The sequence below is a fragment of the Agrobacterium sp. MCAB5 genome (genome assembly GCF_052114365.1).
Classification (GTDB): domain Bacteria; phylum Pseudomonadota; class Alphaproteobacteria; order Rhizobiales; family Rhizobiaceae; genus Agrobacterium; species Agrobacterium tumefaciens.
Genome location: NZ_JBFREP010000002.1, coordinates 380,793 through 407,194, shown reverse-complemented (window position 1 = coordinate 407,194; position 26,402 = coordinate 380,793). Strand labels below are relative to the sequence as shown.

The following is a 26,402-nucleotide window of genomic DNA, read 5'->3' as shown; positions in this document are numbered from 1 at the left end:
TGGAGCGGACGGTCACATGGCTGTCACGTTTTCCCTGTGGCGGGGTAGCTCAGGTGGTTAGAGCAGCGGAATCATAATCCGCGTGTCGGGGGTTCAAGTCCCTCTCCCGCTACCATTCATCTTCAATGAGAAAAGCAAAGTTTGCGTCGTCTTCTGGACGTACGTTGAGAATTTGCGGCATTCCTCGCACTGCCTGTGGCTGGCCGGACGCCAAAAAAAGGGAAACCCGCTTGCCGTATCGAAACAGCCAGCGGGTCTCAACCTTTACCCCCTCCCACAAGGGCGAGCGAACAAAAGCACATCAAATGAATTATGACAAGATCAAGGCGACCATATTGTTGCGGTAGAAGACTCTGTTTGCCAGTTTAGCGGCGGATGGCAGAGAGTAACCACTTCCGTATGCCGCTCGTAGGGGGAGCGGTAAGACACGATATTCTCGTTGCAGCGTAAGGGCGCGCCGGCAGCATAGACATTTGCAACGGCACGTGGATGATGGTGCACTTTGTATTTCGGGGCCGTTTCCCTTCCGTAAGTGATCATGTCGGCAGCGAAAGAAGCAGCCGGGATGGACAGGACGGCAAATACGGCAACCACACAAGTTCGTCTGAGATTTATGGACATGAGCTATCCCCTCGCGTTGAACAACGCAGGAAAACGCGATGCGCCCGGAAGCTGTTCCCTGTGCCAAATGGTATTTTCACGGGGTGACAAAAAAATGCCCGCTCACGGCGGGCAATTCAGAGGGGAACTGAGGTTAGGAGCCTCGCGTCAAGAATGGATATCCTTGCCAAAAGTTCCGCCTGATTACATGTCGCCCGATAAAAATCATGCACGACAAGCCGACAGACCAGTAGTGGCGTCTTCATAAGAAGTCGAAATAACGCAAATAACTGTGTCCTGGGAAATTTTGGAGCGGGCGAAGGGATTTGAACCCTCGACCCCAACCTTGGCAAGGTTGTGCTCTACCCCTGAGCTACACCCGCTCAAATCCATCGGTCCGGGGTAGTACGCTGAACCGTGGGCCACCGCAATGCGGCGACGGGCGCTATATCGCTCAATCGATTTTGGAATGCAACAGGGAAATGACAAAAACGCGAAAATTTCTTTGAGAAATGCGACAAGCGGCGGAAATGATTGGGAATTTTCGCGCCGTCGCTTTTTCACGCGTTGCCAAGCCGCGGTTGCCCCCTTAATCATGACGGAGAGGATATCGGAATCGGCAAAGGCAGGCGGCAGGATATGGCGGAAAATTCTCCGAAGACGGCAGCGGACTTGTTCGCGTTTCTGGACGGGCTTGGCATCGAGCATAAGACAAAACAGCATGAGCCGGTCTACACCGTTGCCGAATCCCAGTCGTTGCGTGATCTAATCCCGGGCGGTCACACGAAGAACCTTTTTGTGAAGGACAAGAAGGATCAATATTTCGTTCTGACCGTTGAGGAGAACGCGGTCGTCGATCTGAAAAGCGTTCACAAGACGATTGGCGCGGCAAGCCGCGTATCCTTCGGCAGGCCGGAAAAAATGCTTGAATATCTGGGTGTCGTGCCGGGATCTGTCACGGTTTTCGGCGCCATCAACGACACCGGTGGGCAGGTCACCTTCGTACTCGACAGCGATCTTCTGGAAAACGAGCTGATCAACGGTCACCCGCTTTCCAACGACCAGACGACGACGATAGGAAACAAAGACCTCATTCGCTTCCTGGAGGCGACCGGCCACACGCCGCTTGTCTTGAAAGTCAGCGAGTGAGATACGATCTTTGCTTCAACCAAGACAATACGACAGAGATTACGGGAGACCGGCATGAGCGGCACGAACAATCCTTACGGCAGTTCCTATGGCGGGCAGATGTCCGGCAACGCGCAATATAGCGGGGAGCTGAACGGCGCGTCTTCCGGTCACATCAAGGACACCACAACGGCGGCCTTCTCCAAGGATGTTCTCGAGGAATCGCGCCACCAGCCGGTTCTGGTGGATTTCTGGGCACCGTGGTGCGGCCCGTGCAAGCAGCTGACGCCGGTTCTCGAAAAAGCAGTAAACGAGGCGAATGGCCGCGTGAAGCTTGTGAAACTGAATATCGACGATCACCCGTCTATTCCAGGCCAACTCGGCATCCAGTCCATTCCCGCCATCGTTGCTTTCCTGGATGGCAGGCCGGTGGACGGCTTCATGGGCGCGGTACCGGAAAGCCAGATCAAGCAGTTCATTGACAAGATCGCCGGACCTGATGCGGGTGATCCGAAGGCTGAGATCGAAGCGGTTCTGGCAGAGGCAAAGCAGCTTCTGGCGGATGGCGATCATAATGGCGCGGCACAATTGTTCGGCGCGGTTATGCAGGCCGATCCCGAAAACGCCGCCGCAATAGCTGGTATTGCCGAATGCATGATTGCCGTTGGACAATATGAACGGGCAAGCGAACTCCTCTCGTCCCTGCCGGCGGAAGTGGCCGCAGATGCTGGCATTCAGCTCGTCTCGAAAAAGATCGCGCAATATGAAGAAGCCCGCAAGATTGGCGACCCGGTGGCGCTGGAACGTGATCTCGCGCTCGATCCCGATAATTACGAGGCTCGTGTGAAGCTTGCCAAGGTCCTCAACGCTCAAGGGCGGCGGGATGAGGCAGCGGACCATCTGCTCTATGTCATGCGCAAGGACAGAACCTTTGATGATGACGGCGCGCGCCGCCAGCTTCTGGAGTTTTTCGAGGCCTGGGGCTTCAAGGATCCGGCAAGTGTGGCCGGGCGCCGGAAGCTTTCCGCGATCTTGTTTTCGTAATGCGGGCATATCCCGGCCATGGCGGTTGATCCGCCGGCCGGGCAGCGGTGAACAGGGGGCTTGATCCCATGCATGTCGGAAATGCGAGATATGTGAAGAACAACGATTTGCCGGAAACTGTGCCGGTATTTCCATTGTCGGGCGCGTTGCTTTTGCCGGAAGGCCACCTGCCGCTCAATGTCTTCGAGCCTAGATACCTCGCCATGATCGATATGGCACTGGCCGGCCACCGGGTCATCGGCATGGTGCAGCCGGCCCTTCACGTCATTGAGGGGGGGCATGATGGTGGTCCTTTGAGCGCTGTCGGATGTCTTGGTCGCATCACTTCCTTTTCGGAGACCGGGGATGGGCGTTATGTCATTTCGCTCACCGGCATCTGCCGCTTCCGCCTGCTGGAAGAGGTGGATGTGGGCAAACCCTATCGCAGTTTCCGGCACGCGCCCTTCATCGCCGATCTTTCCGGCGAGTATGATGAGGACGCTGTGGACCGCGAAAATCTGCTGCGGGTATTCCGTGCGTTTCTAGATGCGAACCAGCTGGAAGCCGATTGGGAAAGCGTGGAGCGCGCAGGCAATCGTGTCCTCGTCAATTCGCTTTCCATGATGTCTCCCTTTGGTCCCGCCGAAAAGCAGGCGCTGCTGGAAGCGCCTGACCTGAGGACGCGGGCCGAAACATTGATCGCCATCACCGAGATCGTTCTTGCCCAGGGCTCGGGCGAGGCCGGTACTGTGCTGCAGTAGGATCGCCGCCATGGACGACAGGATGAGCAATGCCGATCCCAAGCTGCTTGAGCTGCTGGTCTGCCCCTTGACGAAGGGACGTCTTTCCTACGATCGCGCCCGCAACGAGCTGGTGTCCGAAAGCGCAGGGCTCGCCTACCCGATCCGCGACGGGGTGCCGATCATGCTGATTTCCGAAGCGCGCAAATTAGAAGACTAGCGTTAGCCCTGCCTGCCGCTCTCTCCACAGTGTCACGTCGCAAATTGACGATGATGCGTTGACAACCGTGCGTGGATTTGACCAGAGTCCCGCCCGACATGTCTGTTGCGGGGAGAAAACTGATGTCGTTGCGCGCGCTCGTCCGGATCTCGTTGATTGCGGTCTCAACCGCCATTACTTTTATTCCAGCTGTGGCGGCGGAACCTTCCCGCAAGGTGGTTACCACCAAAAATGGCGATTATTTCGGGTTCGATCTCAGAACCGAGCAGAATGTCTCGCTTGAGCAGTGCGGCGAGATTTGCGTCGGCGATACCGCCTGCAAGGCGTTCACCTACAATCCCAAGGTGCAATGGTGTTTCCTTAAATCGGATTTCAATCAGCTCAATGCCTTCCCCGGTGCCGTCGCCGGCAAGATCGTGCAGGTTGTCGCTGAAGCCGATATCGGTGCACCGCAGCGTCTTTCTTTCGTGACTGATAGCCTGCAGCAGGAAGCGCGCCGGCTGAAATCGGGCCTTGCGGCAAGCGCGGAGCAGGAGAGCCAGGGACTGGAGAACCTGCTGCAAACGGCAAGGCAGCAGGCGGCAGCCGACGCGATCGAAACCTACAAGGCGGCTCTTGCGATTTCGCCCGATGACGGTGCTCTCTGGGCCGAATTTTCGCAAAGGGCGGCGCAGGTTACCGACAATTACGCGATTGCGGGCCAGGCCGCTTCCGCTGCCATCAATGCCTATCAGTTGAGCCGCACGGTCAGTGCCCGCACCGAGGCGTTGAACCGGCTGGCCCAGGCTTTCGAAAAGACCCAGAATTATCGTGCGGCGCTTAATGCCTATAAGGAGAGCCTCACACTTTCCGATAATGCGCAGACGAAGGCGGCCTATGCCGATCTGCGCACGCGCCAGGGATTCCGCGTCATCAACAATACGATTGATACGGATAGTGTCAGCCCGCGCGCATGCGTGCAGTTTTCCGAACCGCTGGTGAAGAACGGTGTCGATTATTCCTCTTTCGTCACATTGGATGGTGCTGCACCCAAGGCGATCGAGGCGAAGGGCAGTGAGATTTGCGTCGAGGGGCTGACCCATGGTCAGCGTTACAAGATTGCGTTCCGCGCCGGCCTGCCGTCCTCGGTGGAAGAACCGCTGGAGAAGCAGGTCGATCTCGATATCTACGTGCGTGACCGTGCAGCGAGTGTCCGCTTCACCGGCGAGAACTTCGTGCTGCCGGGCACGGCGCGGCGCGGCATTCCCATCGTTTCGGTCAATGCCGAAAAGGCCGATCTGAAGCTTTACCGTATTGGCGACCGTAACATCACGTCGGTCTTGGCAAACTCGCAGTTTTTGACGCAGATGGACGGTTACAACGCCGACCGTATTGAAAACGAGCTCGGCGAGCTGGTCTGGCAAGGTTCGATAGACATTCAGCCGGACCTCAACAAGGACGTAGTGACGAGCTTTCCGGTGGACGAAGCCTTGCCGGAGCGGAAGCCCGGCATCTATGTGCTGACCGCCGTACCGCCCGGCACCGCACCGGAGACATGGGATTCGCGCGCCACGCAGTGGTTCCTCGTTTCCGATACGGGCATCACCACCTATGCCGGCACCGATGGCCTGAACGTATTCGTGCGCTCGCTCGGCAGCGCCGCACCGCTTGGCGGGGTGGACTTGCAATTGCTCGCCAAGAACAACGAAGTGCTCGGCACGGCAAAGACGGATGCAGACGGCAGGGCAGTATTTTCGGCAGGCCTGATGCGTGGCACAGCGGCGCAGGCGCCAGCCATCCTCACAGCGCGCAACGGCGACAAGGACTACGTCTTTCTGGACATGACGCGCGCCGGTTTCGATCTTTCCGACCGTGGCGTGACTGGGCGCGCGGCCCCCGGCGCCATCGACGTGTTCAGCTGGACAGAGCGCGGCATCTACCGCGCCGGCGAGACCGTGCACGCGGCAGCGCTGGCCCGTGATGTTGACGGCAAGGCGATCGAGGATCTGCCGCTAACCTTCATCTTCTCGCGCCCTGATGGCGTCGAGGACCGGCGTTTCGTGAGCGACGGCAAGGCGCTCGGCGGCCATGCGGTCGATCTGCCCTTGCAGGCGAATGCCATGCGCGGCACCTGGACGCTGCGCATTCATACCGATCCGAAAACGGCTGCGATCAGCGAAAAGAGCTTTCTGGTCGATGATTTCGTGCCTGATCGCACCGAATTTGATCTCTCCAGCAAGGTGAAACAGATCGAGCCGGGCGCGGAAACGGCAATCGACGTCGATGGCCGTTATCTCTACGGCGCGCCCGCAGCTGGCCTGACGCTGGAAGGTGAGGTCGCCGTCAAGCCGACCCGCACGAGTGCCGACTTCGAGGGTTATTTCTTCGGTCTAGCGGATGAGGAAAGCGAAGAGGAAAATCGCACCGCGCTTGCCGATCTTCCGGCGCTGGACGAAGAAGGCAAGGCAAGCTTCAATGTCGATCTGACGGATTTGCCTTCCACCACGCAGCTGCTTTCCGCCAACATCACCGTTCGGATGCGCGAGGCCGGTGGCCGCGCCGTCGAACGATCTCTGACGCTGCCGGTGAAGGCGCAAGCACCTGTCATCGGCATCAAACCGCAGTTTTCGGGTGATCTCGCCCAGAATTCCGTTGGCCGTTTCCACATTATCGGCGTGACAGCTGATGGCGCGAAACAGGCGATGAGTGGCCTCAGCTGGAAGCTCATCAAGGTAGAGCGAAACTATCAATGGTATCGTCAGGGTAACTCCTGGCGGTACGAACCGGTGGAATATACCAAACAGACCGAAACCGGCACGGTTTCCGTCGATGCCAATGGCGGTGAGATTTCCGTGCCTGTCACCTGGGGCCGCTACAGGCTGGAAGTGGAAGGTGCCGGCAATGGCGCACCGGTTTCGAGCGTCGAATTCGATGCTGGTTTCTACGTCGAGGCAAGCTCGACAGAGACGCCGGATGCGCTGGAAATCGCGCTGGACAAACAAAACTACAAGATCGGCGATACCGCAAAACTCAAGGTATCGTCGCGTTTTGCCGGTCAGCTGATGGTCACGTCAGGTTCGGAAAAGCTGATTTCCGTGCAGAATGCTGAGATCGGTGAGGATGGCGGCGAGATCGACATTCCCGTTACCGAGGAATGGGGCGCGGGGGCGTATGTGACGGCCACGCTGTTCCGTCCGGGCGATGCGCAGGAAAGCCGCATGCCGATGCGCGCCATAGGCATCAAGTGGCTTGCCGTCGATCCCGCCGAGCGCAAGCTTGCGGTAACGCTAGGCGCGCCGCAGGAGACGCTGCCGCGTCAGCCGCTTGAAATTCCGATCAGTGTCGCCGGCGCGGGCGTGGGCGAAAAGGCCTATGTCATCGTCGCGGCTGTGGATGTCGGCATATTGAACCTCACCCGCTATGAACCGCCGAAGCCGGATGAATGGTATTTCGGTCAGCGACGGCTGGGGCTGGAAATCCGCGACCTCTATGGCCGCCTGATCGACGGTTCGCTTGGCGCCACCGGTCGCCTGAGAACGGGCGGTGATGGCGGGGGCGCAGCACTGCAGGGCAGCCCGCCCACCGAAAAGCTCGTGGCCTTCTTCTCGGGACCTGTCGAACTTGACGCAGACGGCAAGGCGACGGTGAGCTTCGATATTCCTCAGTTCAACGGCACGGCCCGCATCATGGCTGTCGCCTGGACGAAGACGGGCGTGGGACATGCGGTCTCCGACGCCGTCATTCGAGACCCCGTGGTGGTGACTGCCAGTGCACCGAAATTCCTCGCGCCCGGCGATGTCTCGCAATTGCGGCTCGATATCGCCAATACCGATGGCGAGGCCGGCGACTACCGGCTGGATGTGACCAGCAACACGGCACTTACAGTCGATCAGGGTGAGATGTCGCAGACCCTGGCACTGCAAAAGGGCGGCAAGTCGTCGCTGACCGTGCCGTTGACAGGCGAACAGCCGGGCAATGGCGCAATCACCATCAAGGTCTCCAATGCCGCCGGTCTTTCGCTGGAGCAGGTATTGAATGTTCCCGTGCGTCCAGCCGTTCTGCCGGTCACGACGCGGCGTGAAATCAAGATCGCGCCCAATAGCAGCCTGACGATAAATGGCGACCTTCTGGCCGATAGCATGCTTCTCGGTTCGTCCGTCGCCGTCAACGTCACACGCTCGCCAGCCTTCGATATTCCGGCGCTGGTGATGATGCTCGACAAATATCCTTACGGCTGCGCCGAGCAGACGACGAGCCGCGCTTTGCCGCTGCTTTATCTCTCGGAAATGACCAAGGATAGCGGCATTGCCGAGGACCCGGATACCCGCCGCCGCGTGCAGGAGGCGATCTACCGGGTGCTGTCCTTCCAGTCGAGTTCCGGCAGTTTCGGCCTCTGGTCTCCCGGTTACGGAGATCTGTGGCTGGATGCCTATATCAGCGACTTCCTGACCCGTGCGCGCGAGCAGGGTTACGATGTTCCCGAACAGGCGATGGTGCAGGCTTTGAGCAACCTGCAAAACGGTCTTTCCTACGATAGCAATGTCAAGGATCGCGGCAACGAGATCGCCTATTCGCTTTACGTTCTGGCGCGCAACCGCAAGGCGGCGATCAACGATCTCAGATATTATGCGGATACGGCCCTTGCCGATTTCCCCACACCGCTTGCCAAGGCGCAGGTTGCCGCAGCCCTTTCGCTTTATGGCGATCAGGCACGCGCGAAGACTGTGTTCGGTGCCTCGCTCGATATGGCGAGCCGTGCCACCAAGGTTAGCTTCGCAAGGGCGGATTACGGTTCCGCCCTGCGTGATGGCGCAGCGACGCTGGCGCTTGCGGCGGAAAGCCGTCCGGTTCCTGCCGTCGTGCCGCAACTTGCAGGTGCCGTGGCGAAGGAATGGGAAAAGAAACCCTATACCAGCACCCAGGAACAGGCATGGATGCTGCTTGCCGCCCGCGCCGTCAAAGGTGAGGACAAGGATATCCGTCTTGATGTGAACGGCGATTTGCAGACCGGTGGTTTCGGCAAGCGGATGACCGGCGACGAATTGCTGGCGGCACCCTTGAAGATCGCCAACGCGTCGGCTGATCCGGTCACGGCGGTGGTCACCACGGTCGCGCCCCCGGCACAACCGCTTGCCGCCGGTGGCGAGGGCTTCACCATTACCCGTACCTATTATTCCATGGATGGCGAGGAGGTGAACGCGAGCGAGGTGGTGCAGAACGAGCGTTACGTGGCGGTGCTGAATGTCACTCCTAAAAATGACTGGCAAGCACGCATTCTCGTGACTGACCTTCTGCCTTCCGGTTTCGAGATCGACAATCCGAGCCTCGTCAATTCTGCCGCCCTTTCGAATTTCGACTGGTTGCCGGAAACCGAAGCTGCGCATACCGAATTCCGCTACGACCGGTTCGTTGCGGCCTTCGACCGCACGGCTGGCGACAGTTCGGAAATCACGCTGGCCTATGTGGTCCGGGCCGTCACCCCGGGCACTTATGATCATCCGGCGGCCTCGGTCGAGGATATGTACCGGCCGCAATTTTCCGCCCGCACGGCAACGGGCCGCATGGAGGTGCGTTCGGCAACCCCATGAGGCGAAAAAAGGCGATCATCGTCGGCATCGTGTCGGCCGCTCTGCTTGTAGGCGGTGCGGCCTTCGGTCTCGATGCGCTGGACAACGCCTATCCGCCACCGCTGGAGGCTGCGCAGCAGCGGTCCTTCGAGGTGCTGGATAGAGACGGGCGGTTGCTGCGCGCATTTGCGACACCTGATGGTCGCTGGCGGCTGAAAACCAGCGCTGCAGAAGTCGATCCGCAGTTCCTGCGCATGCTGATCGCTTATGAGGACCAGCGTTTTTACGACCATCACGGCATTGACCCGTGGGCGCTGCTGCGCTCCGCCTGGCAATTAGCAAGCAACGGCCGGATCGTCTCCGGCGCCTCGACGCTTTCCATGCAGGTGGCGCGGCTGATCGAACCGCGCACCGACCGGTCGTTTTCGGCGAAGTTTCTGCAGGGATTGCGCGCGCTCCAGATCGAAAGACGGCTCGACAAGGCGGAAATCCTCGATCTTTATCTGAATATCGCGCCTTATGGCGGCAATCTTGAGGGTGTTCGTGCCGCAAGCCTCGCCTGGTTTGGCAAGGAGCCCGCCCGGCTCGACACGGCAGAGGCGGCTCTTCTGGTTGCGCTGCCGCAATTGCCGGAGAAACGCCGACCGGATCGCTTTCCGGATGCGGCAAGGCAGGCGCGGGAGAGGGTTTTGCAGCGCCTTGCCGTGGAACGCGTGGTGGGTGAAGGCGAAGCAGAGCGGGCGACCCTTGCAGCCGTTCCCGCCAACCGGCGTGATCTGCCGGCCTATGCACCGCATATGGCGGCTGCCGCACGCGTGAAGTTTCCCAATGCCACCGAGGCGCACTCGACGCTCAGATTGCCGATCCAGCGGGAACTGGAAGCCGTTGCCCGCCATGCAGCGGAAAAGCTGACAGAAAAGGTCTCCGTCGCCATCGTCATGGCCGACGCGCAGACCGGTGATATTGTGGCTGAAGTTGGTTCCGCTGATTATCTCGATACTGCAAGGCGCGGTTTCGTGGAGATGAGCCGCGCCGTGCGCTCGCCGGGCTCCACCCTCAAGCCGTTCATCTATGGCCTTGCCTTTGAAAATGGTCTCATCGGGCAGGAAACTATCATCGAGGATCGCCCGGCGGATTTTTCCGGTTACCGCCCGCGTAATTTCGACATGCATTATCAGGGTGATGTCAGCATCAGGCAGGCACTGCAACTGTCGCTCAATGTGCCCGCCGTAAAGCTTCTGGATGCTGTCAGCCCGTCTGCGCTGATGGTGCGTTTCCGCCGCGTGGGCGTGAAGCTCGTGCTTCCCACCACCGAGGCGCCGGGGCTTGCCATTGCGCTAGGAGGTGCTGGTATTTCGCTGGTTGATCTGGTGCAGCTTTATGCGGGCCTTGCCGGCGGCGGCGACCCTGTGCGGCTGGGGGACGGTGTGCGCTCCGCGCCGCAACGGCTTGCCGGAGATCGGCTGTTTGCCGACGCTGCGATCTGGAACGTCTCCGACATTCTGTCCGGTGTGCTGCCGCCACTCGGCATGAAGCAGCGCGGCATCGCCTATAAGACCGGCACTAGCTACGGTTACCGTGATGCCTGGTCGGTAGGTTATGACGGGCGGCATGTCATCGGCATCTGGGTCGGTCGTGCCGATAACGGCGCCGTCCCGGGCATTGCCGGTTATGCGACGGCAGCCCCGATCCTCTTCGAGGCTTTCGAGAAATCCGGCATAGCTATCACGCCAATGCCTGCTGCACCTTCTGGCGTCGCGCGGGTGGCCGTGAGTGACCTTCCCGCCAACCAGCGGCGTTTCACATTGACCGCAAGCGGCCTGCTTTCGGCCTCAAGGCGCGAAAGCGCGCCGCGCATCGTCTATCCACCGGAAGGGGCTAGGGTGGAGCTCTCCAGCCAGTCAGGCATTTCGCCGCTAGTGCTGAAGCTGCAAGGCGGCCGCGCGCCCTTCCGCTGGCTCGCCAACGGCAGGCCGCTCCCGGATGCTTCGCTTCGCCGCAACAGCGAATGGCGACCGGAAGGGCAGGGGTTTTCAACGCTGACCGTGATCGACGCCGATGGCCGCGCTTCGAGCGTGCGCGTTTTCATCGAGTGAATTTTTGACGGCTTGCGCACCACGCGGCTGAACGCCGCGTCGCAGGCAGCTTCTTGCCCGCGTCATAGAAGTTCATTTGCAGAGACCTGATGCAACATGGAAGGAGGAACGGCGATCACGCAACGTCGAGTGAATGACGATCGATACGCTCCTGAAGTGCGACCACAACCGCATGCAGGAATTCTCTGCATCGAGGGTCGACGGTCTTCGCCAGTGTCATTTCCAGCCGGCTGCGGATCTTGTCCATGAACCCAACATGATCGAAGCTGTCGGCGGCGATATTTACCTCGACCTCTTCCATATAGTGCAACAGGTGCGGTTCCAGTGCGAGATTTGGGTCCATCCGGTATCGGGTGGCCATCTGCTCTGCAAGCGTTCCCATCTGTACGTATGGGCCATATTCGTTGATCATTCTGTCTCCTTCATCGGGTGTGAGCATCTTAGATAGGTGCTGTTTGTGGATGCACGAGATGTGTTTGCGATCAAACGCGCAAAAGACCGGAGCTAATTGGTAAAACGAACGTGACCAATCGATGCGGTCGTCGTTCGAAAATACCGGTGTGCACGCTGACCGAAACGGGACAGCTATTATGTTTGTCTAGGACTAGAGCCGCATGGCGAGCAGTGAAGCGGGTCACGACATTCCGCTCTTTTTTATATTATTGTTTTAAACTGAATTTACAGGAAAATGGTGTCCACGAGAGGATTCGAACCTCCGACCCCAGGATTCATACCACTTCGGCTTTAGCCGCCGCCCATCTCCATTGGATAGGACGTTCGTGGTCTGGACTGTCCCTTCACCGTGAGCCTTTCGGCTTTTAGGTGCTGCCCATCCAGTCTCTACACCTTCACCGGATTTCTCCGGAGCTTGGCTCGGGATTGGCATGCTGGAAGACCAGCGAAGCTTTCCCCGACTTTGAGCAGATCGATTGCGTCGTTTCCGGGCGCAACCCCCAATTTGTCTTAGGAATCCTGTGCTCTATCCTGCTGAGCTACGTGGACACTGAATTGCTCTTTAACCTGCCGTAGCCGGCGGATCAACCGCGTTCTTTATCGCGGTCGATCTGTTCCTCTGCTTTCTTTGTATCCCGGCAGTCAGTTCGTCAGGCGTTGCTCGGCAAGTTTCACCCAATAGGAAATGCCGTAGGCGATGGCGTCGTCGTTGAAATCGTATCCAGGGTTGTGAAGGCCGGCCGAATCGCCGTTGCCGATGAAGATGAAGGCACCCGGCCTTTCCTTCAACATGAAGGAAAAATCCTCGCCCGCCATGGAAGGGTCGACATCGGGGTCGACGTTCTTTTCACCAGCTACATCGCGGGCGACGCGGATGGCGTGGTCGGTCTCGTCCGCATGGTTGAAGGTCACCGGGCAATAACGCTCATAGACGACCTCGGCTTCCGCTCCATTTGCTAGCGCTATGCCTTCCGCCATCTGCTTGATGCGATCCTGCGCGAGATCACGCACCGTCTCGTCCAGACTACGCACCGTGCCGGCAATCAGCGCGTCGTTGGGAATGATGTTGTGGCTGGAGCCGGCGTGAAAGCGGGTGACGGACACGACCACGGATCGGATCGGATCGGCATTGCGCGAGGCGATCATCTGCAGATTGCCGACGATCTGTGCGCCGATCGTGATCGGGTCGATCGTCCGGTGCGGCTGGGCCGCATGGCCGCCACGACCTTTGACAGTGATCGAGAACTTGTCCGGTGCCGCCATGATGCCGCCCTTGCGGATGGCGAACGAGCCGAGCGGAATACCCGGCATATTGTGCATGCCGTAAACCTCATCGATCCCGAACCGCTCCATCAGGCCGTCCTCCACCATGGCGAGCGCACCCGCGCCGCCTTCTTCGGCGGGCTGGAAGATGACCGCGATGGACCCGGTGAAATTGCGGGTTTCCGCGAGATATTTGGCGGCGCCAAGCAGCATGGCGGTGTGGCCGTCGTGGCCGCAGGCATGCATGGCGCCTGCGGTTTTGGAAGCCCAGGGTTTGCCGGTTTCTTCAAGAATGGGAAGAGCATCCATATCCGCCCGAAAGCCGATGGTGCGATTGCCTGTAATATTGCCTCTGATGATGCCGACCACGCCCGTGCGGCCAAGACCGGTCACGATTTCGTCAACGCCGAAAGATTTCAGCTTGTCCGCAACGAAAGCTGCGGTGTTGTCGACATCATACAAAATCTCGGGATTTTCATGCAGGTGACGCCGCCATTCGCTGACTTCCTGCTGAAGTTCGGCGGCTCTGTTCAAAATCGGCATTCGTTCATTCCTGGGTTCATCGGTGCGGCATGGCGTAAAAGCCTATCCTCCGCGGTGGATAGTGCGCCGCATAATTGACGTAATCAATGTACTTTGCCATTGCTAGGACATATATGGTGAATATTGCCATTCCCTGACTGAAGACGGGAATTCGAGGATAAGCCTTGCCACAGAATCTTAAATCGCCAAACGCCGCCCGACGGCTCTCCGCAGCCATTGCCATCATGACCGCCGGCCTTGTTGCCGCTGCACCCGTGGCGAATGCCAATCCGAAAATGGTGGTCGATGTCAAAACCGGCAAGGTGATTTCCCACCAGGAAGCGTTCCGCAAGTGGTATCCGGCCTCGCTGACCAAGCTGATGACCGCCTATATCGCCTTTTCGCAGATGAAGGCCGGCAAGCTCAGCCCGCAGACGGAAGTGGTGATGAGCAAGAAGGCCGCCGACCAGCCGGCCTCGAAAATGTATTTCAAGCCCGGCCAGAAACTGACGATGGACAGCGCGCTGAAGCTGCTGCTCATCAAATCCGCCAATGATATCGCCGTGGCGATTGCCGAAACCATCGGCGGCACCAGCGATAATTTCGTGGCGCAGATGAATGCGCAGGCACAGCGGCTGGGCATGAGCTCCACCCGTTACATCAACGCCAACGGCCTGCCCGGCAAGGGCCAATATACGACGGCGCGTGACCTTGCGCTTCTGGCGTTGATCATCAAGCGGGAATTCCCGGAATATGCCCATTATTTCTCGCTGGAAGGTGTCACCACCGGCAAGAAGGACTACGCCAACTTCAATATGCTTGTTGGCCGCTTTGATGGCGCAGATGGCATGAAGACCGGCTTCATCTGCGCATCCGGTTTCAACCAGGTGTCCTCCGCCGTGCGCAACGGCCGTTCGGTCATAACTGTGGTGCTGGGGGCAGATAGCCTTGCCGGGCGAACCGACCAGTCCGCTGATCTGCTGCAGATGGGACTGACGGCGCCCTCGGGCCAAGGCGTTTCACTCGCCTCGCTGGCACCCTATGGCGATACCGCCGAGGTAAACGACATCAGTGCCGAAATCTGCAATCCGAAGGCAGCCAAGGTGCGCAGCGAAAGCCGCGACGAGACCGGCCGCATGGTCATCCATTCGCCCTACGTTACGGAAATGACCCGTCCGCCGGAATATTCTTTCGCGGGTCTCATTCCCGGCAGTGAGACGGTGGCGGTCAACACCGCCAAGGGTGCAAGCGCCAAGGCACAAGTGGCCAACGTGCCGATTCCCATCCCGCGTCCGACATTCTGATTTCGCCTAACCGCACTCTTTATGGATGAGGGCGCGCGCGAAGCCTGAACGCTGCGCGGAATCTGTATTCGCAGCTTCGGTTTGTTATGATATTACAGTGTCGCTCGTGGCCTTCAGGCCCCGGGCGATTTTTTGTGATTATTGCGCGGTTCCGGATCTAATCTCGTCCAACGATCTGCCGGAGCGGCCATCAACATACAGGCAAGACATGTCTCGCGATCGCATACCGGTTTCCATCATCACCGGATTTCTCGGCGCCGGAAAATCGACGCTGCTCAACCGGCTTCTCAAAGACCCCGATATGAGCGACGCCGCGATCATCATCAATGAATTCGGCGATGTCAGCATCGACCATATGCTGGTTGAAAGTGCAGGCGAGGGCATCATCGAACTGGCGGAAGGCTGCCTTTGCTGCACCGTTCGCGGCGAGCTGGTGGATACTCTGGCGGAACTGATGGACGGCATCCAGACCGGCAAGCTGAAGCCGGTGAAGCGTGTCGTGATCGAAACCACTGGTCTTGCTGATCCCGCTCCCGTCATGCAGTCTGTCATGGGCAACCCAGTGATTGCGCAGAATTTCGTTCTGAACGGCATCATTACGGTTGTGGATGCCGTGAACGGCCTGTCCACACTCGATAATCACGAGGAAGCGGTGAAGCAGGCGGCGGTGGCCGACAGGCTGGTGATGACGAAGCGCGCGCTTGCCGATGCTTCCACAATTTCCACGCTGACGGCTCGCCTTCAGGCGCTCAACCCGCGCGCGACGATCGAGGATGGTGACCGGGCCGACTGGAGTGCTGCCGCACTGCTGGATAACGGTCTTTACGATCCCGGCAGCAAAAATGCCGATGTCGGCCGCTGGCTGGGGGAAGAGGCGGAACACGATCACCAAGACCACGATCATGACCATGACCACCACCATCATGGCGACCACGATGGCCACCATCACCACCACGATGTGAACCGGCACGACGCGTCGATCCGTTCCTTCTCGATCATTCACGACCAGCCGATAGCCCCGATGGCGATCGACATGTTCGTGGACTTGCTGCGTTCGGCGCATGGGGAAAAGTTGTTGCGGATGAAGGCCGTCGTCAAGCTGTCGGACAATCCGGACCGACCCCTTGTGCTGCACGGGGTACAGAACATTTTCCACACACCCGAGCGCCTCGCGGCATGGCCGGACCCGTCTGACCAGCGCACGCGCATGGTGCTGATTACAAAGGATTTGCCGGAGGCGTTCGTGCAGGACTTGTTTGCTGCGTTCACCGGCACGCCGGGCATCGACCGTCCGGACAGGCAGGCGATGACGGACAATCCGCTGGCGGTTTCGGGGTTGAGGTTTTAGGTCGCAAAACGGTGGTTGAAACCTGTGGGCAGGGCACCCCTTTACCTTGTCGAATATCTCACACTCGAGGGGGAGATCGAGTGGAGTATTCTCGCCAGCGAGGGTAATTACGCTCCCTTCACGATCCTGAATCGGTGTCCTTTGGTCAACGTCGTAGTTTCAACCAGGCTATGCCCATCCTGGTTGCACATATGGGCAATATCGATAACCGCCAGCGGGTCGGTCGTCTCTACAACAAGAACATCGCCCGCCTGCAGGCCAGAGAGTTTTTTACGGCTTCTTAAAACCGGAAGGGGGCATTTAAGCCCCCTCAAGTCGAAAACTATGTCAGCCGTGTCGGTCATTCCTTGGCCCAGAACTTCCAGAACGGCTTCTTTTCCGGTGCTTCCGCCGGCGGTGCTGCGGAAAAAGCGAGCGGGTTCATGGCCGGCACAGGGACCTGGGCGGCAGTTCCGTTCTGACCGGGCCCCGAAGCCGCAGGCGTAGCAGCGGCAACCATTGTCGGGGCCGCCGGGGCAGGGTTCGATTGCGGAGCTGCGGGCTGGGTTGCCGAAGGATGCGGGGTCCGTAGAGAAGACGCGGTTGCGGTGGTCGCCGGCGAAGACGAGGTCACCTGCTGCGCCTTCTTCTCCATCAGCGCGGCATATTCCGTTTCCTTCATCAGCTTGCCGGCCTTCAGCGCCGAGCCGGTCGGAGCATAAGCGGGTTCGCGGCCCTTGCGCTTTTCGGCAACCAGCGCCTTGCGCTCCGCCTCGCTCGGGTCGTACCAGGCCATCCCGTCATATTTCTTCATCGCCTTTTCATAGGCGAGATCATAGGTCTTTTCGTAGCTCGAAAGCGCGCTCACCAGCGCCGGGGGCGTGCTCATAGCCGGGCATTGCGCAGATGCGTTGAACGTGCCGCCTTCGGTCTGCTGGTTGAAGACATATTTCTTCTCGCAGACATTCACTTCCGGCGGGCGTTTCGTGACTTCGAAATTGTCGTAACCGACCTTCAGCATCTTCCAGAAATCGAGATGTTCGCTCTGGCGGTGGCGGGCCATGTTTTCCGCGGTCATGCGGAAGGGAAAGGCCTGCAGCTGAACGGTCTTCTGGCCACCCTTGAAGGCGTCGCGGGCGAAACCGTAGATTTCAAGGATCTGCGCGTCCGTCATCGAATAGCAGCCGGATGACGAGCAGGCGCCATGGATCATCAGGTTGGTGCCGTTGCGGCCGTTGGCGGCATCGTAGCGGTTCGGAAAGCCGGTGTTGATGGCGAGGTAATATTTAGAGTTGGGATTGAGGTGCGCGGGCGTCAGGTTGTAGAAACCTTCCGGCGCCTGCCGGTCGCCCTCTTTCACCTTGGGGCCGAGTTTGCCGGACCAGGCGCAAATCTGGTATTCGGCAATCTTGTCGAAGCGGTTGTCGCGCTTGGCCTTCCAGATTTCCAACGCGCCTTCTTCCTTGAAGATGCGGATCATGATCGGTGAGGTGCGATCCATGTTCTTCTTGTCGATCTCGGCAAGAATGGACGGAGAAAGCGGGTAATCAACCTTGTTCTTAACGTGGGAGACGTCGCGTTCGACGGTTTCGAGCGTATCGTTGCAGCCGCTGAGAATGAGCGCGGTGCAGGCGAGAAGTGCAAAATGTGTCAAACGCATGATCTGATCCGAAAGACGATGGCACGGGCGACGGAGTTCTACACCGTCCCGCGTGTATTTTAAATACGGTATTAACCGTTTACATCTTCTTAACTCAAATCGGACCCGCCCCTGCGACCGCCGATACATCTGTTGATGTGACCGGACTATGGCCGAGTTGGGGCGAGATTCAAGGAAAATAAGGCTGGAGCTAGATTGTTTTGGCTTCTTTTCGATCCACCAAAAAATCTAACTCCCTCTTTTTGCGCATTTCCGGACGTAAACCGCTGCGCACTTTTACTGGAAACGCTCTAAAGGTTTCTGCCGATATCCAGGAATTTCTGGCGGCGTTCGGCGCGCAGCTGCGTGCCCGAGCGCTGCGAAAGATCGGCGAGCGCCTTGGCGATAACGTCGCCGGTGGCACCAATCACGGCCGCCGGATCACGATGCGCGCCGCCCATCGGCTCGGGAATGATGCCGTCGATGACGCCAAGCGACTTCAGATCTTCCGAGGTGATTTTCATGTTGGTCGCGGCCTCCTTGGCACGGGTCGAATCGCGCCAGAGAATTGAAGCGGCACCTTCCGGCGAAATCACCGAATAGATCGCATGTTCGAGCATGTAGACGCGGTTGCCCGTGGCGATCGCGATTGCGCCGCCCGAGCCGCCTTCGCCGATGACGACGGAGACGATAGGCACCTTGACGTTGAGGCACATTTCCGTCGAGCGGGCGATGGCTTCTGCCTGACCGCGCTCCTCTGCGCCGACACCGGGATAGGCACCAGCGGTATCGATGAGGGTCACGACCGGCAGCGAGAAGCGGTCAGCCAGTTCCAGCACGCGGATCGCCTTGCGGTAACCTTCCGGACGCGGGCTGCCGAAATTGTGCTTCAGGCGGCTTTTGGTGTCATTGCCCTTTTCCTGGCCGATAATGGCGACGGGCTGGCCATTAAAGCGGGCAAGGCCTGCCTGAATGGCAGCGTCTTCGGAAAATTTGCGATCGCCTGCAAGCGGCGTGAAATCCGTGAACAGCGCCTTGGCGTAATCGACGAAATGCGGGCGCTGCGGATGGCGCGCGACCTGCGTTTTCTGCCAGGCGTTCAGCTTGGAATAGATGTCCTGCATCGCGTCATTGACGCGTGATTCCAGGCGATTGATCTCCTCCGAGGTGTCTATGCTCTCGTCTTCATCGGCAAGCTTCTTCAGCTCGATGATCTTGCCTTCAAGGTCCGAGATAGGTTTTTCGAAGTCGAGATAATTGTGCATGAGATCCGTTTCCGATCGTTTTGCGCAAGGTTTGAGCCGGATTATCCGGCGGTTCCGGTCGCTCTAATCAAGGTTTTTGCCCTGTTTGGCAAGGGGGTGATGTGTTTGTACCAGCTCTTGCAGGCGTTCTTCCAGCACATGTGTATAGATTTGTGTCGTGGAAATGTCGGAATGGCCGAGCAGTTCCTGCACGGCGCGCAGGTCGGCGCCGTTCTGCAGAAGGTGGCTGGCAAAGGCGTGGCGCAGGACATGCGGTGACACCGCCGAGGGATTGAGGCCAGCTCGAATGGCAATGTCCTTCAGGTCGCGGGCAAAAACCTGTCGCGGCAGATGCCCTTCCTTGCTGTTTGAAGGAAACAGCCACGGACTTTCCGGACTGTCAGCCTTTTTGGGGGACGCGGGCGTCCTGCTTTTCTCAGGTACGAGCGACTTCCTGGCCGCGTCGTATTTGTCCATCGCGTCGATGGCCGCGCGAGACAGCAGCACCATGCGGTCCTTGTTGCCCTTGCCGCGGATCATCAGGAAGCGTCCCTCCTGGCGCAAAACCTTGACCGGCAGCGAAACGAGTTCGCTGACGCGCATACCGGTCGCGTAGAGAAGTTCGAGCAGGAGATGCATGCGGATGCGGGCAAGCTGGCCGGGGCCGGTTAAGGCGGCCTCTTCAGCAGCGATGCCAAGAAGTTTTGTCACGTCCGCGACGCTCATCGTCTTGGGCAGGGTGAGGCCCTTCTTGGGCGCATCAATGGTACCGGTCGGGTCGTCGCCGCGAAGTCCTTCAGAATAGAGGAACCGGTAGAATTGCCGCATGGAAGACAGGCGTCTTGCCTGCGACGTGGCTGCAAAGCCCTGAGTGGAAAGATGGGTCAGATAGGCCGACAGGTCTGCCGTGGCGGCTTCCATCAAGGACTGGCCTCGGCCACCGAGAAATTCACGCAGATCGGAAAGGTCGCGTTCGTAAGAAGAGAGCGTATTGGCGGCGGCACCCCGTTCGGCGCTCATCATTTCCAGAAAACTTTCGAGCCGCGCGCCGTCCCGCCCGCTCATCTCTTTGCTACTCATGGGGTGCGCCTTGCCGGCTCCGCCGACGGCGGGTTCAGCCGCTCGGAAGGAATGCGCACCGTCACCTCGCGATCATTGGGCTTGACGAACATGACCAGCAGCACCATGCCGCCATAGATCAGCCCCGCGATGGTTGCCAGTATCATCGTGAAGCGGAAGAGGGTTGGCATGGCGGCTCCGTGAGGGTGGCAGTCTGAATGTATATGCGGTGCAGCGAAAGCGGCGACAAGATCAAAAAGCGGTAGTCCGCCGCTGCTGCATGCGGCGATGAATGTGATTCAACGCAATTCAGTCAGCAATTTGGCTTGACGCTTCGTAAACATTTGCAGATATCCATGCCAAACGGGCTTTCAATTTTATGAATGAAAAGAATTTATCTGTCCCGGTCACACTCGGGGAGCAAGCGCGGGCCAAGCTCGCCGGGCGCAACGTCGTCTTTGTCGGACTGATGGGGGCTGGAAAGTCCGCGATCGGTCGCATGGTCGCCCAGCAGCTCAAGGTCTCCTTCATCGACACGGATGTCGAAATTGAGCGTGTTTCCCGCATGACGATAGCCGAACTTTTCGCCACCTATGGCGAGGAGGAGTTCCGGGCGCTGGAAACGCGGGTCGTCAAGCGGCTGCTGCGCGGTGGCCCCAAGGTCATTTCTACCGGCGGCGGCGCTTTCATCAACGACAATACCCGCCGGCACATCACGCGCGGCAGTGTGTCGCTGTGGCTGAAGGCCGATATCGAGGTTTTGTGGGAAAGGGTCAACAAGCGTGATCATCGCCCGCTTCTCAAGACCGAAAACCCCAAGGCCACGCTGGCGGCCCTGATGGAGAAACGGTATCCGATCTATGCGGAAGCGGATCTGACCATCGAATCCCGCGATGTCCGCAAGGAGATCATCGTGACCGAAGTGCTGGCCGCCATCGCCGGCCTTGAACAGAAAGACTGAGCATCATGACGCCTTCCGAAATCCACACCGACGAACGTCTTGTCCATGTGCCGCTCGGTGATCGCGCTTACGACATTCTGATCGGGCCTGGCCTGATCGGCAGGGCGGGCGGCGAGATTTCGTCGCGGCTGAAGGGCAGGCGTGCCGCTATCATCACTGACGAGCATGTTGCACCGCTTTACCTCGAAGGCCTGATGGACGGCCTGCAGACGGACGGCATCGAAGCCGTTTCGCTGACCTTGCCCGCGGGCGAGAAGACCAAGAGCTTCGAACATCTGGTCACTGTTTGCGATGCCGTCCTCTCCGCACGGGTGGAGCGCAACGATGCGGTGATTGCACTTGGCGGCGGTGTTATCGGCGATCTCGCCGGTTTTGCGGCGGGCATCGTGCGTCGCGGCGTGCGTTTCGTGCAGATACCGACCTCGCTTCTGTCGCAGGTGGATTCCTCCGTCGGCGGCAAGACCGGCATCAATACCCGCCAAGGCAAGAACCTTGTCGGCGTTTTCCATCAGCCCGATCTGGTGCTGGCCGATACCGCGGTGCTCGATACGCTGAGCGAGCGCGAATTCCGCGCCGGTTACGCCGAGGTGGTGAAATACGGCTTGATTGACAAGCCGGACTTTTTCTTCTGGCTGGAAAAGAACTGGGATGAAATCCGCACCGGCGGTCCCGCCCGCATCCAGGCGATTGCCACAAGCTGCCAGGCGAAGGCCGATGTGGTGGTGGCCGACGAGAAGGAAAACGGCGTACGCGCCCTTCTGAACCTCGGTCACACATTCGGCCACGCGCTTGAGGCAGCAACGAATTATGACAGCAAGCGGCTGGTGCACGGCGAAGGTGTCGCCATCGGCATGGTGCTGGCGCACCAGTTTTCCGCCCGCCTCAACCTTGCAAGCCCTGATGATGCCGCGCGCGTTGAAGCGCATCTCAAGGCGGTTGGTCTGCCAGTGTCAATGAAGGATATTCCAGGTGAACTGCCGCCGGTCGAGATGCTGATGGCGGCAATTGCGCAGGACAAGAAGGTCAAGGGCGGCAAGCTCACCTTCATCCTCACTCACGGCATCGGCCAGTCCTTCGTGGCCGACGATGTCGCGACGTCCGAGGTGCAGTCTTTCCTGTCGGAAAAGCATCCCGGCTGAGGCTTAAGGCGCGCGTTACCTAGAACCGCGTCGGCTCCCCCGGCGCCGCCGCCTCGATGGCGAGGGCATGCAGCCCGGCGTCGAGTTCCGGTTTCAAAAGTGCATTGATCGCCCGGTGGCGCTCAATGCGTGACTTGCCTGCGAAGCTTTCAGACACTATCTGAACACGCATATGCGTCTCGCCGGTGCCGGTTATGTCCGGCTGATGGCCGGCATGCATCTGGCTTTCATCGATCACCACCAGGCGTTCCGGCGAAAAGCTCTGCCGAAGCTTTGTTTCTATGCGTTCTCGCAGGGACATGCGATGGGCTCCAATCCTGTTGGCTGGTCTTTAAAAGGGGCTACCTAAAAGCCTGCAACATTCCGCTTTGTCAATTCTTGTTGTGCGCCTTTTCGCACCCCATAATCAGGGCATCATGAAACTGGATTCGAAATATTTCGACCGCATCCGTACACGCAGAAAAAGGGACAGGGAACCTGAGGTTCAGGCCCCGACCTGCCAGTGGGACGGATGCGACAAGCCGGGCGCTCACCGTGCACCTGTCGGCCGCAATGCCGAGGGGCAATTCTTCCTGTTCTGTTTCGAGCATGTGAAGGAATACAATAAGGGCTATAATTATTTCTCTGGCCTGTCTGACACCGAGATCGCCCGTTACCAGAAGGAAGCGATCACCGGCCATCGTCCCACCTGGACGGTTGGCGTGAACAAGACTGCGCGCGACAGCCCGCTGCACTCCACGCTGCGTTCCGGCGCGGCGGGCGCGGCCAATGCCCGCATCCGCGATCCTTTTGGCTTCACGAATGGTTTTGCAAACGGGGCAAAGGCCGGCGGCCAGCGCCTGCAGCAGGACCGCAAGTTGAAGACGCTGGAGGCGAAAGCCTTCGATACGCTCGGCCTTTCTGCGGGTGCAAAGCAGGAAGAGATAAAAAGGCGCTATAAGGAGCTTGTCAAAAAGCACCATCCTGATGCTAATGGTGGCGATCGCGGCTCGGAAGAACGTTTTCGGGCTGTTGTTCAAGCATATCAATTGTTAAAGCAGTCAGGTTTCTGCTAAGCCAACGTTCGTGTTTACCGCCTGATTGATGATGTGGCCGGGTGGCCGCCGCCCGCCTTGGAGACGTGATGAGCAAAATCGACCTTGATATTTCCAACCTGCCCGACACGACGGTGTCCGTGCGGGAGGTTTTCGGCATTGATACGGATCTGCGGGTTCCCGCCTATTCGCAGGGCGACGCCTATGTGCCCGACCTTGATCCCGACTATCTTTTCGACCGCGATACGACGCTCGCTATTCTTGCCGGTTTTGCTCACAACCGACGCGTCATGGTTTCCGGCTTTCACGGCACGGGCAAGTCCACCCATATTGAGCAGGTAGCTGCCCGCCTGAACTGGCCCTGCGTGCGCGTCAATCTTGACAGCCACGTCAGCCGTATCGACCTCGTCGGCAAGGACGCCATCGTCCTTAAAGACGGCAAGCAGGTCACCGAATTCAAGGACGGCATTTTGCCCTGGGCTTACCAGCACAATGTCGCGCTGGTCTTCGACGAATACGATGCCGGTCGCCCGGACGTGATGTTCGTCATCCAGCGCGTGCTGGAATCCTCGGGCCGCCTGACGCTGCTCGACCAGAGCCGCGTTATCCGTCCTCACCCCGCCTTCCGCATTTTTGCGACCGCCAACACGGTCGGCCTCGGCGACACGACGGGACTTTACCACGGCACGCAGCAGATCAACCAGGCGCAGATGGACCGCTGGTCCATCGTCACCACGCTGAACTACCTGCCGCATGAGCAGGAAGTGAACATCATTGCCGCAAAGGTAAAGAGCCTCAACAATCCGAAGGGTCGCGAAACCGTCTCCAAGATGGTGCGTGTGGCCGATCTTACCCGTTCGGCCTTCGTCAACGGCGACCTTTCCACGGTCATGAGCCCGCGTACCGTCATTACCTGGGCGGAAAATGCGGAAATCTTTGGCGATCTCGCCTTTGCGTTCCGCGTGACCTTCCTCAACAAGTGCGACGAACTGGAGCGCACGCTGGTTGCCGAACAATATCAGCGGGCTTTCGGCGTCGAGCTGAAGGAAAGTGCTGCGAACATCGTTCTCAGCGCCTGATCTTCCCCGGCTTGTCCGGAGAACATCACCGATGACTTGAAGACGCCGGCGGGCCGCGCATCCTTGGATGGGCGGCTCCGAAGCGTCGACAACTGACAGGAAAGACAATGGCAGCGCGCGGCGACAATTCCAGAGCAAAACCGGGTACGGCGGTCGATACCGAACCGTTGCGTCAGGCGATTGCCGGATGTGTGCGATCGGTTGCCGGCGATGCAGAGGTTGAGGTCGTTTTCGCCAATGAGCGGCCTGGCCTTGCCGGAGAGCGCATGCGCCTGCCGGAAATTTCCAAGAAACCCACCGCGCAGGAAATCGCCGTCACCCGTGGCCTTGGCGATTCCATGGCGCTTCGCCTTGCCTGCCATGACGCTGACACCCATGCGGTGATGTCGCCGCAGGGTGCCGAGGCGCGGTTGATCTTTGACGCTGTTGAGCAGGCGCGGGTGGAATCCATCGGTGCACTGCGCATGCCGGGCATGGCCTCCAACATTCAGGCCATGAACACGGAAAAATATGCCAAGGCGAATTTTTCGGGCATCAACACCAAGGACGATGCACCGCTTGCCGAAGCCGTCGCCCTTTTGGTGCGCGAGAAGCTTACCGGTGAAAAGCCACCGGCCAGTGCCGGCAAGGTTCTCGACCTGTGGCGCGACTTCATCGAGGACAAGGCCGCCGGCGACCTGAGCGACCTTTCCAAGGTGATTGGCGACCAGAAGGCTTTTTCGCGGCTGGTGCGCAAGATGCTGACCTCCATGCAGATGGCGGAGGAATTCGGCGACGACGATAACGAGCCGGAAAGCCAGGAGGCAGAATCCGACGAGGAGCAGCCGCGCACTAACGAGACCGAAGAAGAACAGGTCGAGGAAGAAGCCGGTTCCGATGCGACGCCCGCTGATGAAAGCGAGGCCTCGCAGGAGGAGATGGAAGAAGGCGAGATGGACGGCGCCGAGATGTCGGACGAGGAAATGTCCGACGATCTCGATGAGGATTCCGAGACGCCTGGCGAGACCCGCCGCCCCAACAGCCCCTTCGACGATTTCAACGAGAAGGTCGACTACCGCATATTCACCCAGGAATTCGACGAGGAAATCCACGCCGAGGAACTGTGCGACGAGGCGGAGCTTGACCGCCTGCGCGCGTTTCTCGACAAACAGCTCGCCCATCTTCAGGGCGCCGTCGGACGTCTGGCGAACCGGCTGCAACGCCGCCTGATGGCGCAGCAGAACCGTTCGTGGGATTTCGATCTGGAAGAGGGCTATCTCGATCCGGCTCGCCTCGTGCGGCTTATCATCGATCCCATGCAGCCGCTCTCCTTCAAGAAGGAGCGCGACACCAAGTTCCGCGACACGGTGGTTTCGCTCGTCATCGACAATTCGGGTTCGATGCGTGGCCGCCCGATCACGGTTGCGGCCACCTGCGCCGATATTCTTGCGCGTACGCTGGAACGGTCGGGTGTGAAGGTGGAGATTCTCGGCTTCACCACCAAGGCGTGGAAGGGCGGTCAGTCGCGCGAGCAATGGCTGGCCAGCGGCAAACCCGGCTCGCCGGGTCGGCTTAATGATTTGCGCCATATCATCTACAAGTCGGCGGATGCACCCTGGCGGCGTGCACGGCGCAATCTTGGCCTGATGATGCGTGAAGGCCTGCTGAAGGAAAACATTGACGGCGAAGCGCTGATGTGGGCGCATAACCGCCTCATCGGTCGCCCCGAGCAGCGCAAGATCATGATGATGATTTCGGACGGTGCGCCGGTGGACGATTCGACGCTGTCGGTCAATGCGGGCAATTATCTGGAGCGGCACCTGCGCGCCGTTATCGAACAGATCGAGACACGTTCGCCGGTGGAGCTTCTGGCGATCGGTATCGGCCATGATGTGACGCGTTATTACCGTCGCGCCGTGACGATCGTGGATGCGGACGAACTGGCTGGCGCGATGACCGAACAGCTTGCTGCTCTCTTCGAGGATACCAATACCGCCAGCTCGTCCCGCAAGGTTCGCCGTGCGGGATAAGCGGGGCCGGGCTTTT

At 59.2% G+C, this 26,402-nt stretch carries 21 protein-coding genes and 2 tRNA genes; 14 read left to right on the top strand and 9 right to left on the bottom strand.

Annotated features, from left to right (window positions below):
* Positions 1 to 38 precede the first annotated feature (38 nt).
* Positions 39 to 115 (top strand) — tRNA-Met (locus AB4Z23_RS06630).
* Positions 116 to 908: 793 nt separating this feature from the next.
* Here AB4Z23_RS06630 and AB4Z23_RS06625 read toward each other — a convergent pair.
* Positions 909 to 983 (bottom strand) — tRNA-Gly (locus AB4Z23_RS06625).
* 256 nt (positions 984 to 1,239) lie between these two features.
* On the opposite strand from AB4Z23_RS06625, the gene AB4Z23_RS06620 reads away from it, so the two are divergent.
* The 6 genes from AB4Z23_RS06620 to pbpC all read left to right on the top strand — a co-directional run bounded on the left by AB4Z23_RS06620 (position 1,240) and on the right by pbpC (position 11,353).
* Positions 1,240 to 1,749, top strand: coding sequence for a prolyl-tRNA synthetase associated domain-containing protein (locus AB4Z23_RS06620; RefSeq protein ID WP_013761810.1), 510 nt, complete (start codon positions 1,240 to 1,242; stop codon positions 1,747 to 1,749).
* A 54-nt stretch (positions 1,750 to 1,803) separates the two neighbouring features.
* On the top strand, positions 1,804 to 2,772 hold the full coding sequence (gene trxA, locus AB4Z23_RS06615) for a thioredoxin (protein ID WP_003511373.1): 969 nt from the start codon (positions 1,804 to 1,806) through the stop codon (positions 2,770 to 2,772).
* Between the two features lie 68 nt (positions 2,773 to 2,840).
* Positions 2,841 to 3,512, top strand: a complete 672-nt coding sequence (locus tag AB4Z23_RS06610; protein WP_003511372.1) for an LON peptidase substrate-binding domain-containing protein — start codon at positions 2,841 to 2,843, stop codon at positions 3,510 to 3,512.
* A gap of 10 nt (positions 3,513 to 3,522) precedes the next feature.
* Complete coding sequence (locus AB4Z23_RS06605; protein WP_003511371.1) at positions 3,523 to 3,711, top strand: Trm112 family protein; 189 nt, start codon at positions 3,523 to 3,525, stop codon at positions 3,709 to 3,711.
* Positions 3,712 to 3,833: 122 nt separating this feature from the next.
* Positions 3,834 to 9,278: an MG2 domain-containing protein gene (locus tag AB4Z23_RS06600; RefSeq protein ID WP_441360034.1), complete on the top strand. Its 5,445-nt coding sequence runs from the start codon at positions 3,834 to 3,836 to the stop codon at positions 9,276 to 9,278.
* A complete protein-coding gene (gene pbpC, locus AB4Z23_RS06595) occupies positions 9,275 to 11,353 on the top strand; it encodes a penicillin-binding protein 1C (protein ID WP_174068909.1) in 2,079 nt (692 codons plus the stop codon). Before AB4Z23_RS06600 ends, pbpC begins: the two co-directional genes overlap by 4 nt.
* Positions 11,354 to 11,468: 115 nt before the next feature.
* On the opposite strand, the gene AB4Z23_RS06590 is transcribed toward pbpC, so the two are convergent.
* Both AB4Z23_RS06590 and AB4Z23_RS06585 read right to left on the bottom strand, forming a co-directional pair.
* A complete protein-coding gene (locus AB4Z23_RS06590) occupies positions 11,469 to 11,765 on the bottom strand; it encodes a hypothetical protein (protein ID WP_013761805.1) in 297 nt (98 codons plus the stop codon).
* 683 nt (positions 11,766 to 12,448) lie between these two features.
* Complete coding sequence (locus AB4Z23_RS06585; protein WP_421413097.1) at positions 12,449 to 13,612, bottom strand: M20 aminoacylase family protein; 1,164 nt, start codon at positions 13,610 to 13,612, stop codon at positions 12,449 to 12,451.
* Between the two features lie 224 nt (positions 13,613 to 13,836).
* Here AB4Z23_RS06585 and AB4Z23_RS06580 point away from each other — a divergent pair, with 224 nt between their 5' ends.
* Entirely contained in the window at positions 13,837 to 14,895 is a 1,059-nt protein-coding gene (locus AB4Z23_RS06580; RefSeq protein WP_441360042.1) for a D-alanyl-D-alanine carboxypeptidase family protein, read from the top strand.
* A 208-nt stretch (positions 14,896 to 15,103) separates the two neighbouring features.
* Positions 15,104 to 16,243, top strand: a complete 1,140-nt coding sequence (locus tag AB4Z23_RS06575) for a CobW family GTP-binding protein (protein WP_025595403.1) — start codon at positions 15,104 to 15,106, stop codon at positions 16,241 to 16,243.
* 107 nt (positions 16,244 to 16,350) lie between these two features.
* On the opposite strand, the gene AB4Z23_RS06570 is transcribed toward AB4Z23_RS06575, so the two are convergent.
* From AB4Z23_RS06570 to AB4Z23_RS06550, 5 genes are all read right to left on the bottom strand, one after another.
* A complete protein-coding gene (locus tag AB4Z23_RS06570; RefSeq protein ID WP_025595404.1) occupies positions 16,351 to 16,587 on the bottom strand; it encodes a sulfurtransferase TusA family protein in 237 nt (78 codons plus the stop codon).
* Positions 16,584 to 17,882: a L,D-transpeptidase family protein gene (locus AB4Z23_RS06565; RefSeq protein ID WP_025595405.1), complete on the bottom strand. Its 1,299-nt coding sequence runs from the start codon at positions 17,880 to 17,882 to the stop codon at positions 16,584 to 16,586. Before AB4Z23_RS06565 ends, AB4Z23_RS06570 begins: the two co-directional genes overlap by 4 nt.
* Before the next feature lie 290 nt (positions 17,883 to 18,172).
* Positions 18,173 to 19,126 (bottom strand): acetyl-CoA carboxylase carboxyltransferase subunit alpha, encoded by a 954-nt coding sequence (locus AB4Z23_RS06560; protein ID WP_003511360.1) that lies wholly within the window; start codon positions 19,124 to 19,126, stop codon positions 18,173 to 18,175.
* A gap of 63 nt (positions 19,127 to 19,189) precedes the next feature.
* Positions 19,190 to 20,170, bottom strand: a complete 981-nt coding sequence (locus tag AB4Z23_RS06555; protein ID WP_410171195.1) for a site-specific tyrosine recombinase XerD — start codon at positions 20,168 to 20,170, stop codon at positions 19,190 to 19,192.
* A gap of 11 nt (positions 20,171 to 20,181) precedes the next feature.
* The gene (locus AB4Z23_RS06550) at positions 20,182 to 20,355 is read right to left on the bottom strand and encodes a hypothetical protein (RefSeq protein ID WP_003511358.1); all 174 of its coding nucleotides are present in this window, start codon (positions 20,353 to 20,355) and stop codon (positions 20,182 to 20,184) included.
* A 188-nt stretch (positions 20,356 to 20,543) separates the two neighbouring features.
* On the opposite strand from AB4Z23_RS06550, the gene AB4Z23_RS06545 reads away from it, so the two are divergent.
* Positions 20,544 to 21,125, top strand: coding sequence for a shikimate kinase (locus AB4Z23_RS06545; protein WP_003511357.1), 582 nt, complete (start codon positions 20,544 to 20,546; stop codon positions 21,123 to 21,125).
* Positions 21,126 to 21,130: 5 nt separating this feature from the next.
* The gene (aroB, locus tag AB4Z23_RS06540; RefSeq protein ID WP_019564880.1) at positions 21,131 to 22,264 is read left to right on the top strand and encodes a 3-dehydroquinate synthase; all 1,134 of its coding nucleotides are present in this window, start codon (positions 21,131 to 21,133) and stop codon (positions 22,262 to 22,264) included.
* Positions 22,265 to 22,283: 19 nt separating this feature from the next.
* Here aroB and AB4Z23_RS06535 read toward each other — a convergent pair whose 3' ends face one another.
* Complete coding sequence (locus tag AB4Z23_RS06535; RefSeq protein ID WP_019564879.1) at positions 22,284 to 22,565, bottom strand: BolA family protein; 282 nt, start codon at positions 22,563 to 22,565, stop codon at positions 22,284 to 22,286.
* A 115-nt stretch (positions 22,566 to 22,680) separates the two neighbouring features.
* On the opposite strand from AB4Z23_RS06535, the gene AB4Z23_RS06530 reads away from it, so the two are divergent.
* The 3 genes from AB4Z23_RS06530 (at position 22,681) to cobT (ending at position 26,386) form a co-directional block, all read left to right on the top strand.
* Positions 22,681 to 23,319 carry a J domain-containing protein gene (locus AB4Z23_RS06530; RefSeq protein ID WP_013761799.1) on the top strand — a complete coding sequence of 213 codons (639 nt, stop codon included), beginning with the start codon at positions 22,681 to 22,683 and terminating at the stop codon, positions 23,317 to 23,319.
* Between the two features lie 68 nt (positions 23,320 to 23,387).
* On the top strand, positions 23,388 to 24,377 hold the full coding sequence (gene cobS, locus AB4Z23_RS06525) for a cobaltochelatase subunit CobS (protein ID WP_003511352.1): 990 nt from the start codon (positions 23,388 to 23,390) through the stop codon (positions 24,375 to 24,377).
* Positions 24,378 to 24,484: 107 nt separating this feature from the next.
* Complete coding sequence (gene cobT / locus AB4Z23_RS06520) at positions 24,485 to 26,386, top strand: cobaltochelatase subunit CobT (protein ID WP_013761798.1); 1,902 nt, start codon at positions 24,485 to 24,487, stop codon at positions 26,384 to 26,386.
* Positions 26,387 to 26,402 lie beyond the last annotated feature (16 nt).